The sequence below is a fragment of the Hydrogenophaga sp. genome, assembly GCF_048549895.1.
GTDB lineage: Bacteria > Pseudomonadota > Gammaproteobacteria > Burkholderiales > Burkholderiaceae_C > Hydrogenophaga.
In genome coordinates, this window is record NZ_JBLYYB010000044.1 from 1 (window position 1) to 16,197 (window position 16,197).

The following is a 16,197-nucleotide window of genomic DNA, read 5'->3' on the forward strand; positions in this document are numbered from 1 at the left end:
GGGGTCCAGCCCCAGCGTGATTTGGTTCATGCCCCTATCTTCTCCTCACTTCACGCCGTTTGCCAGTTCAACGGGAGGGAGGTTTTGCAGACCTTCCTTAGGTCCCTCCGCGCATCGCGGGGGGGCTTTTTTCAGCGTTCATGCGAGCCCTGAAAAGAGCCATGAGCCTGTCCAGTTCAGATTCTGGCCTGAACTGGCCTGATCGGTTGGACGAGGAGGCGCTCTCCCTGGAGAATTGCCTCGTTAACGCATCTTGCGTCTTTCGCAGCCCACTGGCTGCTATCAACCACCTCCGGGGGCAGCTTGTCCCTATGGGGTGAGGCGGCCCCCGGCTTTTTTATTGAGGAGCTAGGAGCATGAACGTCAATGCTGAAGACCTTGTCTACGGACGCTGGCCAGACATTCTGACGGCGGCCGGCATGGACACGAAGTTCTTCATCCAGCGCAATGGTCCGTGCCCCTTCTGCGGGGGCAATGATCGCTACCGTTGGGCCAAGAAGAACGGCGGTGCCTGGGTGTGCAATCAGTGCACCGGCGGCCGCTACGCGAGCGGATTTCAGATGCTCATGAGTCACATGGGATACCGCACCTTCCGAGAGGCTGCAGATCATGTGCGAACGCACTACGGCTCAGGGGCGCAGATTCAAGCCATCGCGCGTGAGTCTCGCGCCACCGGCCGTGATGACATGACACCAGAAGTTGCACAGCGAAACCTGCAGCGGATCAAGAACTTCTGGGAACAGGCCCGCCCGATCACCAGTGGTGACCCGGTCGACCTCTACCTGAAGTGCCGCGTGCCAGGACTGGACGTGCAGCCGAACATGCTTCGCTTCCATCCGGGACTGGAGTACTGGGCGCCACCCGAGCAGGATGGCGGCAAGCCGGTATCTCTCGGCAAGCACCCAGCGATGCTGGCCTTGGCGATGGACGCCGCGGGCAATGTCGTGCAGCTGCACAAAACCTTCTTGACGTCGGATGGCCGTAAAGCCAACGTGCCGCTCGTCAAGAAAACCGACTACGGCGTGGGCGTCAACGCCTTTGCAATCCGAATGATGGAGCCTCAGGGCGACACCCTAGGGGTTTGCGAAGGCATTGAAACCGGACTGGGCGCTGCGATGCTTCGCCGCCTCCCGGTCTGGCCTTGCCTGAACGGGCCAGCGATGGCGCAGTTTGTGTTGCCTGAAGACCTCAAGGCAACGGTTCGCCGCCTTGTGATCTTCGCTGACCACGATGCCCGCAAGGCTGCAGGTGTGGTCAACGGGGTGCAGAAGTTTCGCCGTCCTGGCAGCTTCTACGCCGAGCAGTTGGCCCAGCGCGCGCGCAAGGACGGGCTGCGTGTCCTGGTGATCCAGGCTGCAACCGAGGGGGAGGACATGGCAAACCAGTGGGCGAAAGCCTATGAGCGCTCGCATGCACTCTGAGCAACGTGAGAAAGGCCGCACCCAAGTGCTAGCCGTTCCGGTAAGGGGTTGCTAAGACCCCTCTGATTGTTACAGAATGGGCTCCAGTCTTACGCTGGAGCCCTTTTTTGTCTGAGGAAAAATCTCCTTCAGGGCCCGGGAGGCCGAAGAAGTGGCCGTGGCGGTATCCACCGACGGCCGCTGGCATCCAGGTCAACCACTGCAAGAACCCCTGTTGTCGGAACTTTGGGGTGGCGCCGCTGCATGACCGGAAGCGTGGACGAGCCTTCGGAGGCACCGTCGAGGCGATGCCGGGCGATTACGTCGTAGTGGCCACGGGCAAGTCCCAGCCAAGCCTCAAATGTCAGCTGTGCGGGGAAATCTTCCCCATGCAAAGCAATCTTGCTATTGCCGAAGAGCTATTGCGAATCAGCACCTACTTGGAGCCGGTTCTACCCAGATGCTCAGACGAGACTTGCGCAGCCTCGTCCGGCACCAGCACAAAGCCACCGACGCGATTCGGCACCAATCGCCACGGCACACCTCGGTACAAGTGTGCCAATTGCGGCAAGACCTTCACGTTCGGAGGCAAGTCCACAAAACGTCAACGCGAAACTCATGTCAATCGTGACGTGTTTCGGCGCCTGGTCAATACCGTCCCCATCCGTCGAATCATCAAGTTGCTTGGAATATCGACCTCCGTACTTTACGACCGCATCGATTTCATCTACGAGCAGTGTCGGCTGTTTGCAGGTGAGCGCGAGCGCACCTTGATTGACAGAACAGATTTGGGGCGACGCCGCATTTCTGTTGACCGGCAAAAGCTGATGGTGAACTGGTCGTCGAAGAAGCAGCGACGAAACACCACGATTCTTTCAATGGCCAGTGCCGACCAAGATACTGGGTACATCTACGGCACGCATTTGAACTTCGACGAAGAGATGGACGATGCGGCGGTCAGCAAAGACCTGGTGCGATTCGGTGACCACCATCTGGCCCAGCCCTTTCGGCGTTACGCCCGAATTTGGTTGGAGCGCGATTACGAACGGGCTGCGAAGCGAGCTGATGGCCGGCGCAAGGCCAAGAAGGAGGCAGCTGAGCTGGTGGAGCCCTCCCTCGAGGACCGCCTGGTGAACGAGGTGTCGTCGCGCTACGAAGACGTCGTTGAGCGAGACGTCATCGACGACGGCGATGAGCCCTCGCTCAATTCGCGTACTCCGGCCAAAGGGATGTTGCTGCATGAGCAGTCCGTAATGCACGCGCACATCCAATTCGTTAGCCGGTTGCTCCAGCGAGCGACAAAGATTCGATTCTATTTGGACCAAGAACCCGGATTGAGGGCAGCATTCATGGCCGCGCAGGTGGACCGCGTACTCAATCGGACAGCCGACGCGTTCTACGTTCAGGTGACGAAAGATGGAACAGTCGACCAAAAGCGAGGCTTGGTCGGGAAAAGCATCAAGGCCTTCCGGCGAATGTGCGAGGCGCATCCGGACTTCACCGAAGAGGAAGTGGAGCTACTGCTGATTCGCGCAGAAATGGAGCGCGTACGAGAAATTGGAAAGTGGAATGACCGGTGGCTACGGCACCCCCTAAGCGACATGCGCGAACCAGTCAAGATGATTTGCTGGCTCACCGACATTGAGAAGCAATCAGAAGACCGAAATGAGAGAGAGGCGCAACTTCAGCAGGCGGCAAGGCTGTATCGCCGAGCTTCATTGAATGAAATCGACAGATTCTTCATGCAGCTGCGTCGAGCATTGACAATGGCCGAGCGCGGAGTTGTCAGCGCCTCCGCTGACCGCCGCCTTTGGTTCGGCAAGAACGCCTACAACCCCGGTGTCCTTGCAAAGCTGGTTGAGATATTCCGGACCTACTTTAATTACTGCGAGGTTGGCGAGGACAAGCGAACTCCCGCCATGCGAATGGGCCTTGCCCGGGGCCCGGTGGCTGAAGAGGACATCCTCTACTTCGTGCCCGGTGAGCCCCCTCGCCAGAGGGCCTCGTCGGTTCGACGTGCCCCAGAAGAAAGCCCCTCTCAGCACGAGGCTGGAGGGGCTATCAATGAGGTCCCGGCGGGCGCTTAGCAACTCCTTAACGGAACGGCTAGCACCCAAGTGCGGCCTTTTTTTCCGTCTGTACCGAGCCTGGTGTCGTCAGACCAGCAGGTCCCACGCTTCCGCTGTGGTCGGAAGGTTGGCCACACCCTTGAGCACCGCGATGATTTTGCCGAAGTGATGAAGGTCGTTGCCCAGCCCGCTTTCCTGAAAGTCTGCCTGCACCTCTCGCAAACCATGCTTGCGGATCGTCTGAACCTGCTTACCGTCGAAGGTCGTGAGAGCAGCTCTGTCGCCCCCTGTGTGCACACAACGACGGATGTCATACCCGTGTTCGCTGCCCACCAGGTACAGGTCGCCCTTGGCCAGGGCGTGTGGTTGAAGCTCAGCGTCTACGGTGAAGATGAAGTCGCCAGCCTTGACTCCAAAACCCATCGCGCGAACGGCGCGGTAATAGTTCAAGGCTTGCTGCTCGTCCACTCGACCTTCATAAAGCGTCGTCGGAAGGCAAATGGCCAGCTCCTCTCCCGGACCCACGCACCGCACCAGCCTTGTGCGAGCGGGCAAAGATTCTTTGCCAGCGTCCAAAAACCACCCAGGGCTCTTGCCAGTAAGTTCACAGAGACTCATCAGCACATCGAAGTCAGGCATCTCACTGCCGGTGAGAAGTGCGCTGGCCACGGACTCAAAAACACCCAGCCGGATGCTCAGAGCCTTGCTGCGGTCTCGAATGGAAGCGGGATAGCCCTGCTGGTCAAGCAGGACCCGAAGCCTCTGCGTGAATCGCTGATTTAGGGTGCCAGTTCGTCGGTTGTTTTGGGTTGACATAGGCCCGTTTTATGTTTTCATAGTGCATGGGTGCCTACCCAAGCGCCCCATTTTAAGGCGGTCTCCCCAAATTTAATGTGGCGCCGCGCACGCAACGTTTTAAAGGAACGAATTTGTTTACGAGTCAGCCAGGTGAAACTGACAACCAGTGGCAGTTGCCTACAGAGACGCGAGCTGTCCGTGCGGAAAACCAAGCCGCTTTGCTCAGGCGGTGGGAGATCGCGAGAGTCCTAGATGACACCGATCCGCGCATCGTTGCGCGGTGGTTTCCAGGTCAACGTGATCTTCTGGAAAGGCTTTCGGTCTACTCAGAGGACGAGGTCAAAGCGGCGGCAGACTGCCTGTGCCCGCTTTTCACCATAGCGTTGCTTGAAGGGCATCCAGCACCGGGCTCGAAGCCGTTTGCAACGGTGGACCCCTATGAGCTCGCCAACCGGGAAGAAGTCTTCATGGCGTTGTGTGTGCGCCTAGATGCTATCCGGACTGACATGGAAAAGGGTTGCATCCTCCATGACCTCACGGCGTCCGAAGCGGGCACTCTCAGTTCCTCAACGCCGCATCAGTTGAAGGATCTTGCTGCCAGTCCTGGAATGACGCTCAACCTGTCTGCCAGTGACCAGTACTTTTCTGCTGTGCTAGCTGGAAACATGACGGTCGGGGAGCGTACACGGCTGGCTTTCATGTCCAAAAAGGGGCGTGCCAATTTCAGGTGATCCGGGCAGTTCATTGCGCTCGTTTCCCACTTCGTTACTCGAAAAGTAGCTTTTCGATTCCGCTTCAACCCAGACAACCGACCAAACGCGATCATGTGTGACATTTGCCCAAAAAGAGAACTCAGGACACCGCTCCTGTTGCCGATATTTGGGCCTATGGAGCGTCATTCGTTTGCAGGTATGACAGTCACCAATTCTTCAGGGGTAAATCAGTGAACACCATGAGCGGACGCGCTGTTGCAGCAAAAAGAACTAGAAAACTGATCTTCACCGACCCCGCGTGGGAAGACCGCTTCGACCAGCTCATTCTGTTGACTCAGCGCACCGCACTGATTCAGGAGATCACAGGCACCGACCTCCGCAGTCAACGGATCAAGGAAGAAATTGACCGTCGTTATGGCGAGATGGGCGAAGAAGTGAATCGTCCGCGTGGTGTGGGTCGCGACTACACGTCCAAGACTTTCATTTCCAGCAAGACAGACAAGTACGACGCCGCGTATCTGATTGCACTGCATTTTGGCTCGCGTGGCGCTGGCGAGTATGCAGAAGCGGAAACGAATCTGGCCAAGGCTTGTGACAAACGACTGGCTGTGTACAACAAGTACCGTTCCGACTACTACTCGTGGGGTGTGGAGCCTCGCATCTCCTTCGAGAGCTACTACCTCATGGTGCAGGGCATCAAGGAACGGGCCATCGAAGTGCACCAGTGCGGTGACTGCAACTCCCGCTACCCCGTGTCTGCCTCCCACCAAGGCCAGTCCACGTGCCCCGTCTGTTCCATTCAGGACTTGCGCATGGACAACGCGAACCTGCTGATCGAGGAACGACTGGCGGCAAAACGCGCGGCAACGGAACAAACTTACAAATTTGGCTGACCCACATCGCGTCAACGACGCGATATACGCTGTTTGGAGCTCAGTGCTTTGGCACTGCTGGGTTGAAAAATACCCACATGCTCCAAACGTGGCTCAAATCCCTTTTCGCCAAGACTGAGGCTCTGGTCAGCCAGACCCCATCAGTCTCCTCCACAACCGCACAAAAGGTTGTACCCGCAACCGCGCAGGCGCCTGTCTACCCGCCCATTGACCAGGGGTTGCCGGTAAACGATCCTCAGGCCCTCCTCGACTCCAATGCGGATCTGATCCAACGCCTGCGCCTGCATGCCGCGATGGATGCCCCGGTGTTCGATGCTCGGTTCATCGCTCCGCTTCGCAACCTTGCCGAGCAGGTCAACACTCTGCCGGCTACCTCAAGCGGTCTGTTTTCTGGTCATGGGGGGTTGTTCCGCGCTGCACTCGAAATGGCCTTCTTTTCCTTCCAGGCATCAGATGGACGGATATTCACCGGCAATGAGACTGTGGAACGCCGGCATGCCCTGGAAACACGTTGGCGCTACGTCAGTTTCCTCGGCGGTATGTTTTACCCCCTTGGTAGGTGCCTGGACACTGTTGTGGTGACGGGTGCAGACGGCAAGGCGTGGAGACGTCATTTCGGCAGTCTCACGCAATGGGCTCAGCAAGGCGGGACTTCACGCATCTTCGCGTCGTGGCCAGACCAGGACGAGACCGAGCAGCAAGTGGGACCCTCCACGCATATCGCGTCGATGATTGCCCAGGTGGTCGGGGCGGACAATCTCCAGTGGCTCGATGACGGTTCGCCCGAATTGGTCAAGGCGCTGTACGAAATCAGCTCGGGTCAGCCATCGTCTGCGCGCAATTGCCAGGACGTGATCGCCACCGTCTGGATGCGAATTTCTCGTAGAGAAGAAGCCCGGCGTCCACAAGCCTTTGGTCGTCAGAAGGTCGGCACCCACTTGGGACCGTATCTCGTGGGCGCCATACGCACACTTCTCGCCACTCCAACCTGGAAGCTCAACGGCGACCGAGTACGCGCGGATGCATCGGGTGTGTATCTCGTCTGGCCAGAAGCGATTGAGGACATCGCCAACTTCGGACAGCGTGAGCAAATTCAAGGCTGGCCGACGAACCCCGCCACCATCGCCGAATTGCTCAAGGCGTCTGGAATCGTGACGAACAACGGCGAGGAAATGGGCATGGTGGAGGTCGTCGCAGACGAAGGCGAGATCGTTCGCGCCCTCCAGATAAAGAACCCTCTTTCTGTCATGGAAGATTTCGACCCCGACGCTTTGGACATCAAGGCTCCAAAAACGGTCGCCGCGGTCATTGCAGCAGATCCCCTCGCGGCAGCTGAGGCGAAGGCAGAGCGCGTGCAGCGGAAGAAGCCCGAACCGAAGGCAAAGCCTGTACCAGTGGGCCAAGAATTTGAAGATCCCCTTGCTTCGCTGACGGCACCCAGTCAGCCTGACCTCCTGCAACGGGAAAGTGATTCTGAAACAGAAGTAGGAGCGCAGCAGCCTCCCCAATCAACGGCGCAGTCGGAAGAGCCAGAAGGCCTGCGCGCCGCAGAGTCCTTGGTGCCTCTGGCCATCTCTCCGGCGCCGGCGGTAGAGGCCGATGGGCAAGCTGCGCCAGCGATCAAAGAAGCGGCTGAGGTCAAGTACAGCGATCTGGTGCCCTCGGAAGTCCAGAAAGACATCAAGAAGCGCTTGCACATAGAGCTGTTGGGCAAGGTCATGAAAGCATGGCGTGATCGGGGTGAGGCGAGCAAGCACATGCGCATGACCGATCACGGCGCCGCCATCGCACTGGAGTTCCTCAACACGATCGTCCGGGATGTGCCGGGCTGGGTAGGGGAGATGGCCGCTGCAGGGCTCGTGTACAGCCCAGCTGCTACCCCTGGTTTGAAGATCAACAAGGTATCCATCCCTGAGGGTGCAAAGCCCAAGGAGTGTGTGATTCTGTCGCGGTTCGCCGTGAAGAAGCTGGGACTCTGAAATGGCAAAGAAACGACAATTTGAGCAGCTGCTGCGACCTGTTTTCGAGGCCCGCTCAACCCTTGCCTGGGGAGTTGCTTGCATCTGGATGGCAGGGGTAGCGCTCGTTCTGAACGCACCCAAAGCAGCATTGGCCGCATGTTCGCTGCTCGCGCTGACGATGGCGCTCTACAGAGCATTCGGAGCTCACCGGCTCATAAAGTACAAGGTGTCGTTGGTGGGCAAGCCCACCGTGGTGATGCCTGCTACGCACCTGCAGAAATCAATGCACAAGCTGGGCAACAACTTGTGGCTAGGCTGGGGCTACAGGTGGGAGCCAAGGCACACGCAGCGCGCCTACGAAATCATGAAGCGCGACCTGGATGAGGTCTATCCACCCAAGTGGTGGATGAAGTATTTCGGCAACGGGCAGGATCCGCTCAAGGTTAAAGGGCTGCCTTGGATCCACGGCCTGGACATGGGCGAAAAAGACGTCATCCTGCCCTTCGACTCGCTCAAGGGGCACTGCGCCATCATCGCGACCACCGGCGCGATCAAGACTCGACTCGCCGCTCTGGTCATCTTTCAACTGGCCATGCGAGGCGACTGCGTGATCGTCATCGACCCCAAGGGCGACAAGGACCTCAGAGAAATCTGCCGCCAGGCAGCGATCCTGTCGGGCAAGCCCGAACGCTTCCTGATGCTCCACCCCGCATTCGCAAGCGAGTCCGTGCGTCTTGATCTGATCAAGAACTGGGACCGCGTGTCGCAGGTAGCCTCCCGCATCACGATGGTGCTGGACAGTCAGGAATCCGACAACTTCAAGGAATTCTGTTGGATGGCCGTGCACCGGATCACAAACGCCATGAAGTACGTCGGGCGCCGAGTCTCGATCTACAGCCTGAAGACGGCCATGGAATCTCGCACGGCAGTCGAGTCGCTGACCAGCACGGCTTTGCGCAAATTCTTCGAGGAAGACTGCCCGGAACTGAAGGAGGCGCTTGAAAAGCAGTTGAATGCGCAGGCCTCCGCCGGCGGCAAGCCGCAGAAGGGGGGCATTGAAACGTCGTCGCCCGAGCTGGCCGCCATGATCAAGGTTTTTCAGGAATTGGTTCCAGAGGACGAAGAGCAGGCCAAGCTGACCGGACTACCGATAAAGCCGGAGGAACTGCGGGGCTTGATCGCAATTCTTGAGGCGAATCGTGAGTGGTTCGGGAAGATGATCATCTCCATCACCCCGATGCTGACCAAGCTGACCACTGACGACCTGAAGGGGCTACTTTCACCTGACTACGACGATATCAATGACACGCGGCCCATCATGGATGGCAAGCGCATTGTTGAAGGAAACCACATCCTCTACATCGGCACCGACACTCTGGCCGATGAATCCGTCGGCCGAGCCATCTCAACGATGGCGCTGGCAGAACTATCAGCAGTGGCAGCTGAGATCTACAACCACGGCACGGCGGCCGACACTGGCGAGGAACCTCGTCGAGTCCACGTCGTAATCGATGAGTGGGGCGATGCTGTTTGCGCGCCCGTTATCCAGCAGGCAAACAAGGGCCGGGGCGCAGGTTTCTTTATCTGGGCACTCGGCCAAACGTTCTCCGACCTGGTGGACAAGTTCGGCGGAAACACAGCTCGTGCCAAACGGTTCATCGGCAACATGAACAACATGATCGTCGGCGCCACCCAGGACCCCGACACGATGGCTCTCATTACCGAGAAACTGGGGGAAACCACGATCACGGTTCGCGGCCAATCAACCGGAATAGGGTCAAAGACCGAGGACGTCGGCCTGGAATTCTCGGCAAACTCAAGTACATCGATTTCGGAAAAAGACAAAGAAATCTTCCCGAAGTCACTTTTGCCCAGTCTTCAGGACCTCCACTACATCGGATTCTTCAATCGCGGCGAACTCATCAAGGGCCGCATACCCGTGATTGTTGAAGACAGGAAATACAAGCCGACATGACCCAGATCGTTTCCCTCGCAGCAGCGCGCGCCCGCCCTCCGAATCAGTCCGGTGACCCGACCGCGTTCGCTTACTGGTCGCTTGCTGACTTTTCTACGGACTCCACCGAAGACTGGCTGAGCGCGGCCATCGCCGGCACGCCGCACGAAGGGATGGCTATCTCCATCTGGGCACACCAGCCCACGCTGAAAAAAGCTACCAGCCGCCTTGCTGAATACATCACGCCGCGTTGGCCATCGCAGGACGGTCAGTCACTGCTTTGCAAGTCCATCGCCGAAGCGGTCTCGCGGTCAACCACGGCCATCAATAACCGAGAAGCGTTCATCGGCCGACTCGTTGGCGTCTATCTTTATGGACTCACTCAGTACGTCGCAGACGTGGCCCGGTTGAGCATCAGTGGGGTAGATCGCAATGGCGATCTACAGCGGTGGCAGCACTTTGCAGAGCCATTGAAGCCGTGGGCAGAGAAGCACGGCATCGACACCATCTGCGCGCAGTTGTCCCACCCTGGACCTACTGAGGTCCAGGTGGTGGGCTTGCACGCTCACATGGTTGCGCACGTAGCAGACCCAATCGACACCGGTTACCTAATCAAGCACGCATCCAAAGGGTGAGTGTTCGCCGGGGCTGGGCGTCACGATCCATGAATCCACCAGGCAACACTCGCGCGCACGCCATACATGAAAAATTCGCAGCACCTCGGTTTCTGGTTCTTCCTGGCGATGCTGGGTTTTCTCATCGCACCCATGCTTCGCACTGGTGACAGCATGGAACGGTTCGTGACGGCAGAGATTGCCCAGACCCGTGCTGCCATGGGGGAACGCGTTGGTAACGGCGTTGTCTCTTTTGCCAATGGACTGTTCGAGAACACGCCGCTCAAAGGGGTCATGGTCGCGGCCAACAAAGCGTCGCTCACCGACAAAGAACGCCAGTTGAGCATCAAGGTGGCTGGCGTGGGCGGTGCCGTGATGGCAGACCTCTTCAACAGCTACATGTCGGGCCTTGTCTTGCAGTCCTACGTGGTAGCGATGAGATTGGCCATTGTGATGATCTGGCTGGTCTTCCTCTTGCCATTCTTTGTCGCCGCGGTATACGACGGCTTGATGCAACGAAGAGTCAAGATGGCCGAGTTCGGCACTATGCGTCCCGCTACCTTCACGCTGGCGGGAATGATCGTGATTCCAATTGTCGCGATGCCAGTCGTTTACCTCGTGATGCCATTCACGATGTCTCCGCTGCTTGCGCCGGTCTGGGCCGCTTGCGTTGCACTGCCGCTTTCGGTTTTGATCTCGAACTCGCAGCCAATCTTCGGGCGATGACCCGATAGAAAGCGGGTCAACGCACCGAATAGGGTGCGTTGGCTCGACAGAAAAAGCGGGGCGGCACGCAAAAATTCTTGCATGCATCCCGTACCTACCCCAGCCCTTGCATCCAAGTCCGAGCGCGCGAGTTATAGCAAGAACGTCCTGAATCAAATCAAGGACACGCTCGATACGCTGCGCCCATATTTCGAAGATCCCGAGATCAACGAAATCATGGTCAACGGCCCGGATGACGTCTTCATCTCAAAACACGGTAAAGAGCGTCGCGTTCGGGTCGCACTGACTGCAGGAACGATCCGCACGGCAATCACCCTGATGGCCTCTTTCGTAGCGAAGGAAGTTGGCGAGCGGTCAAACAACAGGCTCTTGTCGGCCCAGCTTCCTGGCTTTCGAATCGAGGCGATTCTTCCACCCGCCGCAGTTAAGGGCCCAAGCATGTGCATTCGCCGCCATGCTGCCCGAGTCTTCACGCTGGATGAATATGTCGCAGCTGGGGTGATCTCCGAGAAGTACGCCAAGGTGATGGCGGACGTTGTCGACGCCCGCGAGACGGTGTTGATTGCGGGTGGCACCGGATCGGGCAAGACCACGTTCATGAATACCTTCCTTTCGATGATGCCGGCAGAGGATCGTCTGTTTGTCATCGAAGGGGTGCACGAGCTGCAGGTCACGTCCGAGAACCACGTGATCATCGAATGTGACGAGGAGCAGGGCGTCACACCACGGCGCGCTGTTCGTACAGCAATGCGCTATGCACCCAAGCGGGTGATTGTCGGCGAATTGCGTGGTCCAGAGGCGTACGACTGGCTCGACGCTGCAAACACTGGGCACCCGGGGTCGGCCGCAACGATCCACGCAAACAGCGCCGCCAAGGCGCTCCCCCGACTCGAAAACCTACTTTTGATGGCCGACATGGGCGTCCCTTACGACTCCCTGCGCGTGGCCATTGCTGAAACCGTCAACTGGATGTTCTACATCCAGCGCGATGGCGCAAAGAGAACCGTGTCCCAGGCAGTACGCCTGCACGGTTACGACCGTACCAAGGGCACCTATGACCTTGAGAACTTTTGATACCAACCAGCGCTTCACCCTTTTTTAACCACGGAGAACCTTCCTCATGAACCTCGCAAATACTCCCCTCGTGTCCTTCGGCGGCAAGCTCGATCATGGCGCCAACGGCTCCCCAGCACGCGTTGGCGGTTGGGTTCTCATGGCCTTCCTCATGCTGCTTGCCTTCACGCCAGGCAGCGCCTTTGCACAGATTGAAGTGCCCTTCATTCAGGACTTTGGCTGTGACGTGGTCCAGTGGTTGCGCGGACCACTTGCCGTGGTGATTTTCGTCATGGTGGTTGTCGTGACCCTCATCTTCGGAATGATCACCAAGATGGACTGGGGCCGCATCATCACGGTCTGCATCATCTTCGGCATCGTCCTTGGCCTGGGCCGAATCCTCTCCGGTAGCGAGTACATGCAGAACCTGGCCGGCTTGAACGCTTGCCTGATGTAAGCCATGGCGTCCCGCTCAAGCCTGTTTCACCTTTCGCTGCATCGGCCCAAGCTCATCATGGGCGTGGAGAAGAGCAGCTTTGGCGGGCTCGTGTTCGGCGCCGTGTTTTCACTCGTCGCACAAGCATTCTGGGCGTACCCGCTGCTCATCATTCTCTTCGTGTTGGCCCGTTGGGTAACGAAGAAGGATGACCAGTTTGTGGGCGTGCTGCTGAAGTACCTCAATGAGGAGCACGTCTACGACGCGCTTCCTCGGCCCTCTGATTTCCAGAAGCGGCCCAAGGGCTGGGGCAAGGGCTTGCCCCGCTAGTTCAACAAGAGGCTGAACTCGGCCAACCGAGCAGCCCTCTTGTTCTCCAAACCTCACTACGTTGTCCCCATGCTCTCCTTCGAAGACCTCTTCACCAAGCCTCGCAAGTCCGCCCGCAGCTTCGCTGAGTTGCTGCCATGGTTTGGCATGATCACAGACGATGTTGTGCTTTGCCAGGATGGCTCATTGCTTGCCGCATTCGCGGTCGCCGGTGACGACGTTGAGGGCAAGGAGAATTACGAAGTGGACCATCGCATCAACCAGATGCAAACGGCACTTCGCTCGTTGGGCGAAAGGGTGACCCTGTGGAGCATTCAGGAACGTCGGTATGTGGACGGCTACCCTGCGGGCGCCTTCACCAACCCAGTGGCACAGGCCATCGATGACCAGTGGGCCGCTTCGCTTCGCGTACGCCGCAATGCTGTCATCAAGCAACATTTTTTCCTTGCCTACAACTTCCCAAGCCGGTCTGAGGCGTTCTTTGAATCGCTGAGCGCAGAGGTTCAAGAACACGATGGCAACTTTTTCAAGGCCGTTTCGAGCCTCGCCAAGCGCCGGCTTTCTGACAGGGGCGCGATAGCTGGAGTTCGCGGTCAACTCGCTGAAATGGCTGCGGAGTTCGAAAAGGTGCTCGCAGCGTTCTCAGGTGTCGTCGAACTCAACTTGGGCTTTCGCCGCCTTGGTGGGAAGGAGTTCCTCGGCGAGCTTCATGCCCGAGCCAACTTCGCATCCATTCGTGGGCCCGTGACGCCTCCCCAAGGCCGAAGCTACCTGAACACGCTCTTGGCTACCGATTCGGTTGAACGCAAGCACGACCTGATGGAGTTCAAGGGCGTCAACAAGACGGTTTACGTCGCAGCGTTGTCAACCACGGGAACTCCACAGGAGGCACACAGCCTCGACATGGACAAGCTGATGGCGGTGGATTGCGAGTACGTCCTTGTTCAGTGCTACCGATTCCTTGATCGAATGGTTGCGGAGAAGGCCATTCAGGACGCGGAAATGTTCTACCGATCAGAGGTCAAGTCCGTTGTGACCCGAGTAGCCGAGCGCTTGTTTGATGTCGAAAGCGAAAAAGTCAACACCGGCAACCTGCATCTCGCTCAAGACGCACAGGATGCCCTCGTGGAGCTCACCACGCAGGACATCAGTTACGGCTACTACAACATGTCGTTGCTAGCCATTGGCGAGACGCCACGTCATGCAGAAGCAGCTGCAGATGTACTGGGAGGATCGTTGCGTAGCAGCGGATTCACGATTGTTCGCGAACGCCATGGCCTCATGGCCGCTGTCCTCACATCGTTCCCCGGGAATGCCAACGCCACCCTGCGGTGGAAGCTCGCATCAACCGCCAACATTGCAGATCTGGCTCCTATCCGCACCATTACTCGCGGCGAGGCGACGCACCCTCTTTTCTCCCGCGTGATCGGTCACGAGGTTCCCCCGCTTTGCCGCTTCCTCACGCCATACGGTGTCACCTACGACTTCAATACCCACCAGGACGATCTTGGGCACACCGCGGTAATTGGGGGGTCGGGAGCAGGCAAGACCTCACTCATGACGCTGTTTGTCGCGCAGTTCCAGAAGTACCACCCTTCACAGACATACATCTTCGACAAGGACTACAGCCTGGCCATGGCGTCGGTGCTGATGGGTGGCAAGCACGTGGACGTCAGTTCCGCTGGTTCGTCACGGTCGATGAATCCTGTTGGCGTGATGATGATGAACGACGACGACATGCGTCTGCGCCAGTGGATCGAGGTATTGATCACCGCTGGCGGAAGCACCGTTTCAGCTGAAGAAGGATCGAGCATCTTCACAGCGATTCAGGGCCTTCGCAGGTCGCCCTCCTCGGCCTGGCGACTCTCTGCTTTGTACGCACTGATTGCTGGCGAAAACCTCCATCTGGCCGCGAAGCTCGCTCCCTATGTGGACCGTTCTGACTCAGAAGACGATTACGGATCGGGTGTGTATGCCAGCTACTTTGACAGCCTGGAAGACAACTTCTCCTTGACGAAGATGGTGTGCCTTGAGTGCGGCGGCATACTTCAGACGCCACAGCTGGCCAGCCCCTTCATGGATTACGCGTTCTACTGCATCGAGCGCAGCCTCGACGGGACGACGCCAACGTTCATCTACGTGGAGGAGGCGTGGTACATGCTCTCCAACCCAGTCTTTCTCCAGAAGTTTGAAGACTGGCTGCGTACCTTTCGAAAGAAGCGGGCGTTTGTCGTTTTCGCCACCCAGGCCCTCGACGAAATTGCGCGGCTGCCGAATGTGGGCAGCTTCACTCAGAACATTCCGACGCAGATCTTCCTTCCCTCGGTGAAAGGCTCATCGCAGTCACAGGCTGAGTTGTACCGAACCATTTTTGGTACCAACGAAGCCCAGATGCAGTTGCTTGCATCGGCTATCCCTAAGCGGGACTACCTGCTCATCAAGCCGACGGTAACTCGCTTGGTCAACACGCAGATGCCCCCTGCGCTCATTGCCATCAACGAGGCAACTACCCAGCCCGCAAAGGTCAAACAGATGTTCGAGTACCGCGATGACGGACTTCCCGCCTGGGAAGCTCGTTTCATGAAAGAGGTGCTGAACATCGACATCGGCGCTCGCTGACGCCTGTTCGAGCGCACCGCGAATGAAGCTACTAGAAGTCGCTGTTTGCTGGCTTCTTCTCGCCTGTTCGACTGCGTCGCAGGCTCAGGGGCAGACCGCTCCCCAACAAATTGCTGGGGGTGACGGTGGAGCCGCTGTCACCCACTGTGTGCAGGACGCCGCTGGCCGTCACTCAGTCAATCCATGGATCCTCATGGCGATTCTGAAGGTCGAAAGCAACTTCAAGCCATCGGCTGTAAACAAGAACCCGAACGGCACTGTGGATCTAGGACTGGCCCAGATCAACTCGATGCACTTGAAGGAGCTGGGCCGCTACGGCATCGGCAAGCACGACCTACTGGATCCATGCGTGTCGACGTACGTGGCGGCATGGCATCTCGCCAAGCAGGTGCGCGAGTTCGGGAACACCTGGTACGCCGTTGGGGCATATCACTCACGCACCCGCTGTTTCAACGACCGCTACGTTGGGTTGGTTTGGAACACCCTAGTTACATGGGGAGCAGCGCCCGGCCCGACCAAGTCAGTGATGTCGCTCCAGGCGTGCGGATTCAAAGGCCCAGTCGCTGCTGGAAAAGCGCCCCGCGACAGGCATCAAAACACCTCGGTTTTGGCCTTTGATGAGTAGTCATCA

The 16,197-nt window shown here is 58.1% G+C and carries 14 protein-coding genes; 13 read left to right on the forward strand and 1 reads right to left on the reverse strand.

The genetic code is table 11. The features are described 5' to 3' along the window. The first annotated feature begins 356 nt into the window (after positions 1 to 356). Both ACN4F8_RS04145 and ACN4F8_RS04150 read left to right on the forward strand, forming a co-directional pair. Positions 357 to 1,421, forward strand: a complete 1,065-nt coding sequence (locus tag ACN4F8_RS04145; protein ID WP_159608871.1) for a DUF7146 domain-containing protein — start codon at positions 357 to 359, stop codon at positions 1,419 to 1,421. Between the two features lie 230 nt (positions 1,422 to 1,651). Next, positions 1,652 to 3,487, forward strand: a complete 1,836-nt coding sequence (locus ACN4F8_RS04150) for a transposase (protein ID WP_419472389.1) — start codon at positions 1,652 to 1,654, stop codon at positions 3,485 to 3,487. A 69-nt stretch (positions 3,488 to 3,556) separates the two neighbouring features. On the opposite strand, the gene ACN4F8_RS04155 is transcribed toward ACN4F8_RS04150, so the two are convergent. Next, entirely contained in the window at positions 3,557 to 4,285 is a 729-nt protein-coding gene (locus ACN4F8_RS04155) for a hypothetical protein (protein WP_419472390.1), read from the reverse strand. A 77-nt stretch (positions 4,286 to 4,362) separates the two neighbouring features. Between ACN4F8_RS04155 and ACN4F8_RS04160 the strand changes: the two genes are divergently transcribed. From ACN4F8_RS04160 to ACN4F8_RS04210, 11 genes are all read left to right on the forward strand, one after another. Continuing rightward, positions 4,363 to 4,998 carry a hypothetical protein gene (locus tag ACN4F8_RS04160; RefSeq protein WP_419472391.1) on the forward strand — a complete coding sequence of 212 codons (636 nt, stop codon included), beginning with the start codon at positions 4,363 to 4,365 and terminating at the stop codon, positions 4,996 to 4,998. Between the two features lie 221 nt (positions 4,999 to 5,219). Next, entirely contained in the window at positions 5,220 to 5,873 is a 654-nt protein-coding gene (locus tag ACN4F8_RS04165; RefSeq protein WP_159608874.1) for a FlhC family transcriptional regulator, read from the forward strand. Further along, entirely contained in the window at positions 5,762 to 7,852 is a 2,091-nt protein-coding gene (gene mobH / locus ACN4F8_RS04170; RefSeq protein WP_419472392.1) for a MobH family relaxase, read from the forward strand. The genes ACN4F8_RS04165 and mobH overlap by 112 nt, the downstream gene beginning before the upstream one ends. A 1-nt stretch (position 7,853) precedes the next feature. Further along, entirely contained in the window at positions 7,854 to 9,809 is a 1,956-nt protein-coding gene (gene traD, locus ACN4F8_RS04175) for a conjugative transfer system coupling protein TraD (RefSeq protein WP_159608876.1), read from the forward strand. Further along, complete coding sequence (locus ACN4F8_RS04180; RefSeq protein WP_419472393.1) at positions 9,806 to 10,423, forward strand: hypothetical protein; 618 nt, start codon at positions 9,806 to 9,808, stop codon at positions 10,421 to 10,423. The genes traD and ACN4F8_RS04180 overlap by 4 nt, the downstream gene beginning before the upstream one ends. 66 nt (positions 10,424 to 10,489) lie before the next feature. Continuing rightward, positions 10,490 to 11,128, forward strand: coding sequence for a DUF4400 domain-containing protein (locus ACN4F8_RS04185; protein ID WP_419472394.1), 639 nt, complete (start codon positions 10,490 to 10,492; stop codon positions 11,126 to 11,128). 81 nt (positions 11,129 to 11,209) lie between these two features. Then, entirely contained in the window at positions 11,210 to 12,202 is a 993-nt protein-coding gene (locus ACN4F8_RS04190; RefSeq protein ID WP_159608879.1) for a CpaF family protein, read from the forward strand. A gap of 70 nt (positions 12,203 to 12,272) precedes the next feature. Further along, on the forward strand, positions 12,273 to 12,638 hold the full coding sequence (locus ACN4F8_RS04195; protein WP_419472395.1) for a TrbC/VirB2 family protein: 366 nt from the start codon (positions 12,273 to 12,275) through the stop codon (positions 12,636 to 12,638). 3 nt (positions 12,639 to 12,641) lie between these two features. Further along, positions 12,642 to 12,947, forward strand: a complete 306-nt coding sequence (locus ACN4F8_RS04200; protein ID WP_159608881.1) for a VirB3 family type IV secretion system protein — start codon at positions 12,642 to 12,644, stop codon at positions 12,945 to 12,947. Positions 12,948 to 13,016: 69 nt separating this feature from the next. After that, the gene (locus ACN4F8_RS04205) at positions 13,017 to 15,566 is read left to right on the forward strand and encodes a VirB4 family type IV secretion system protein (RefSeq protein ID WP_159608882.1); all 2,550 of its coding nucleotides are present in this window, start codon (positions 13,017 to 13,019) and stop codon (positions 15,564 to 15,566) included. A 22-nt stretch (positions 15,567 to 15,588) separates the two neighbouring features. After that, entirely contained in the window at positions 15,589 to 16,191 is a 603-nt protein-coding gene (locus tag ACN4F8_RS04210) for a lytic transglycosylase domain-containing protein (RefSeq protein ID WP_419472396.1), read from the forward strand. The last annotated feature ends 6 nt before the right edge of the window (positions 16,192 to 16,197 follow it).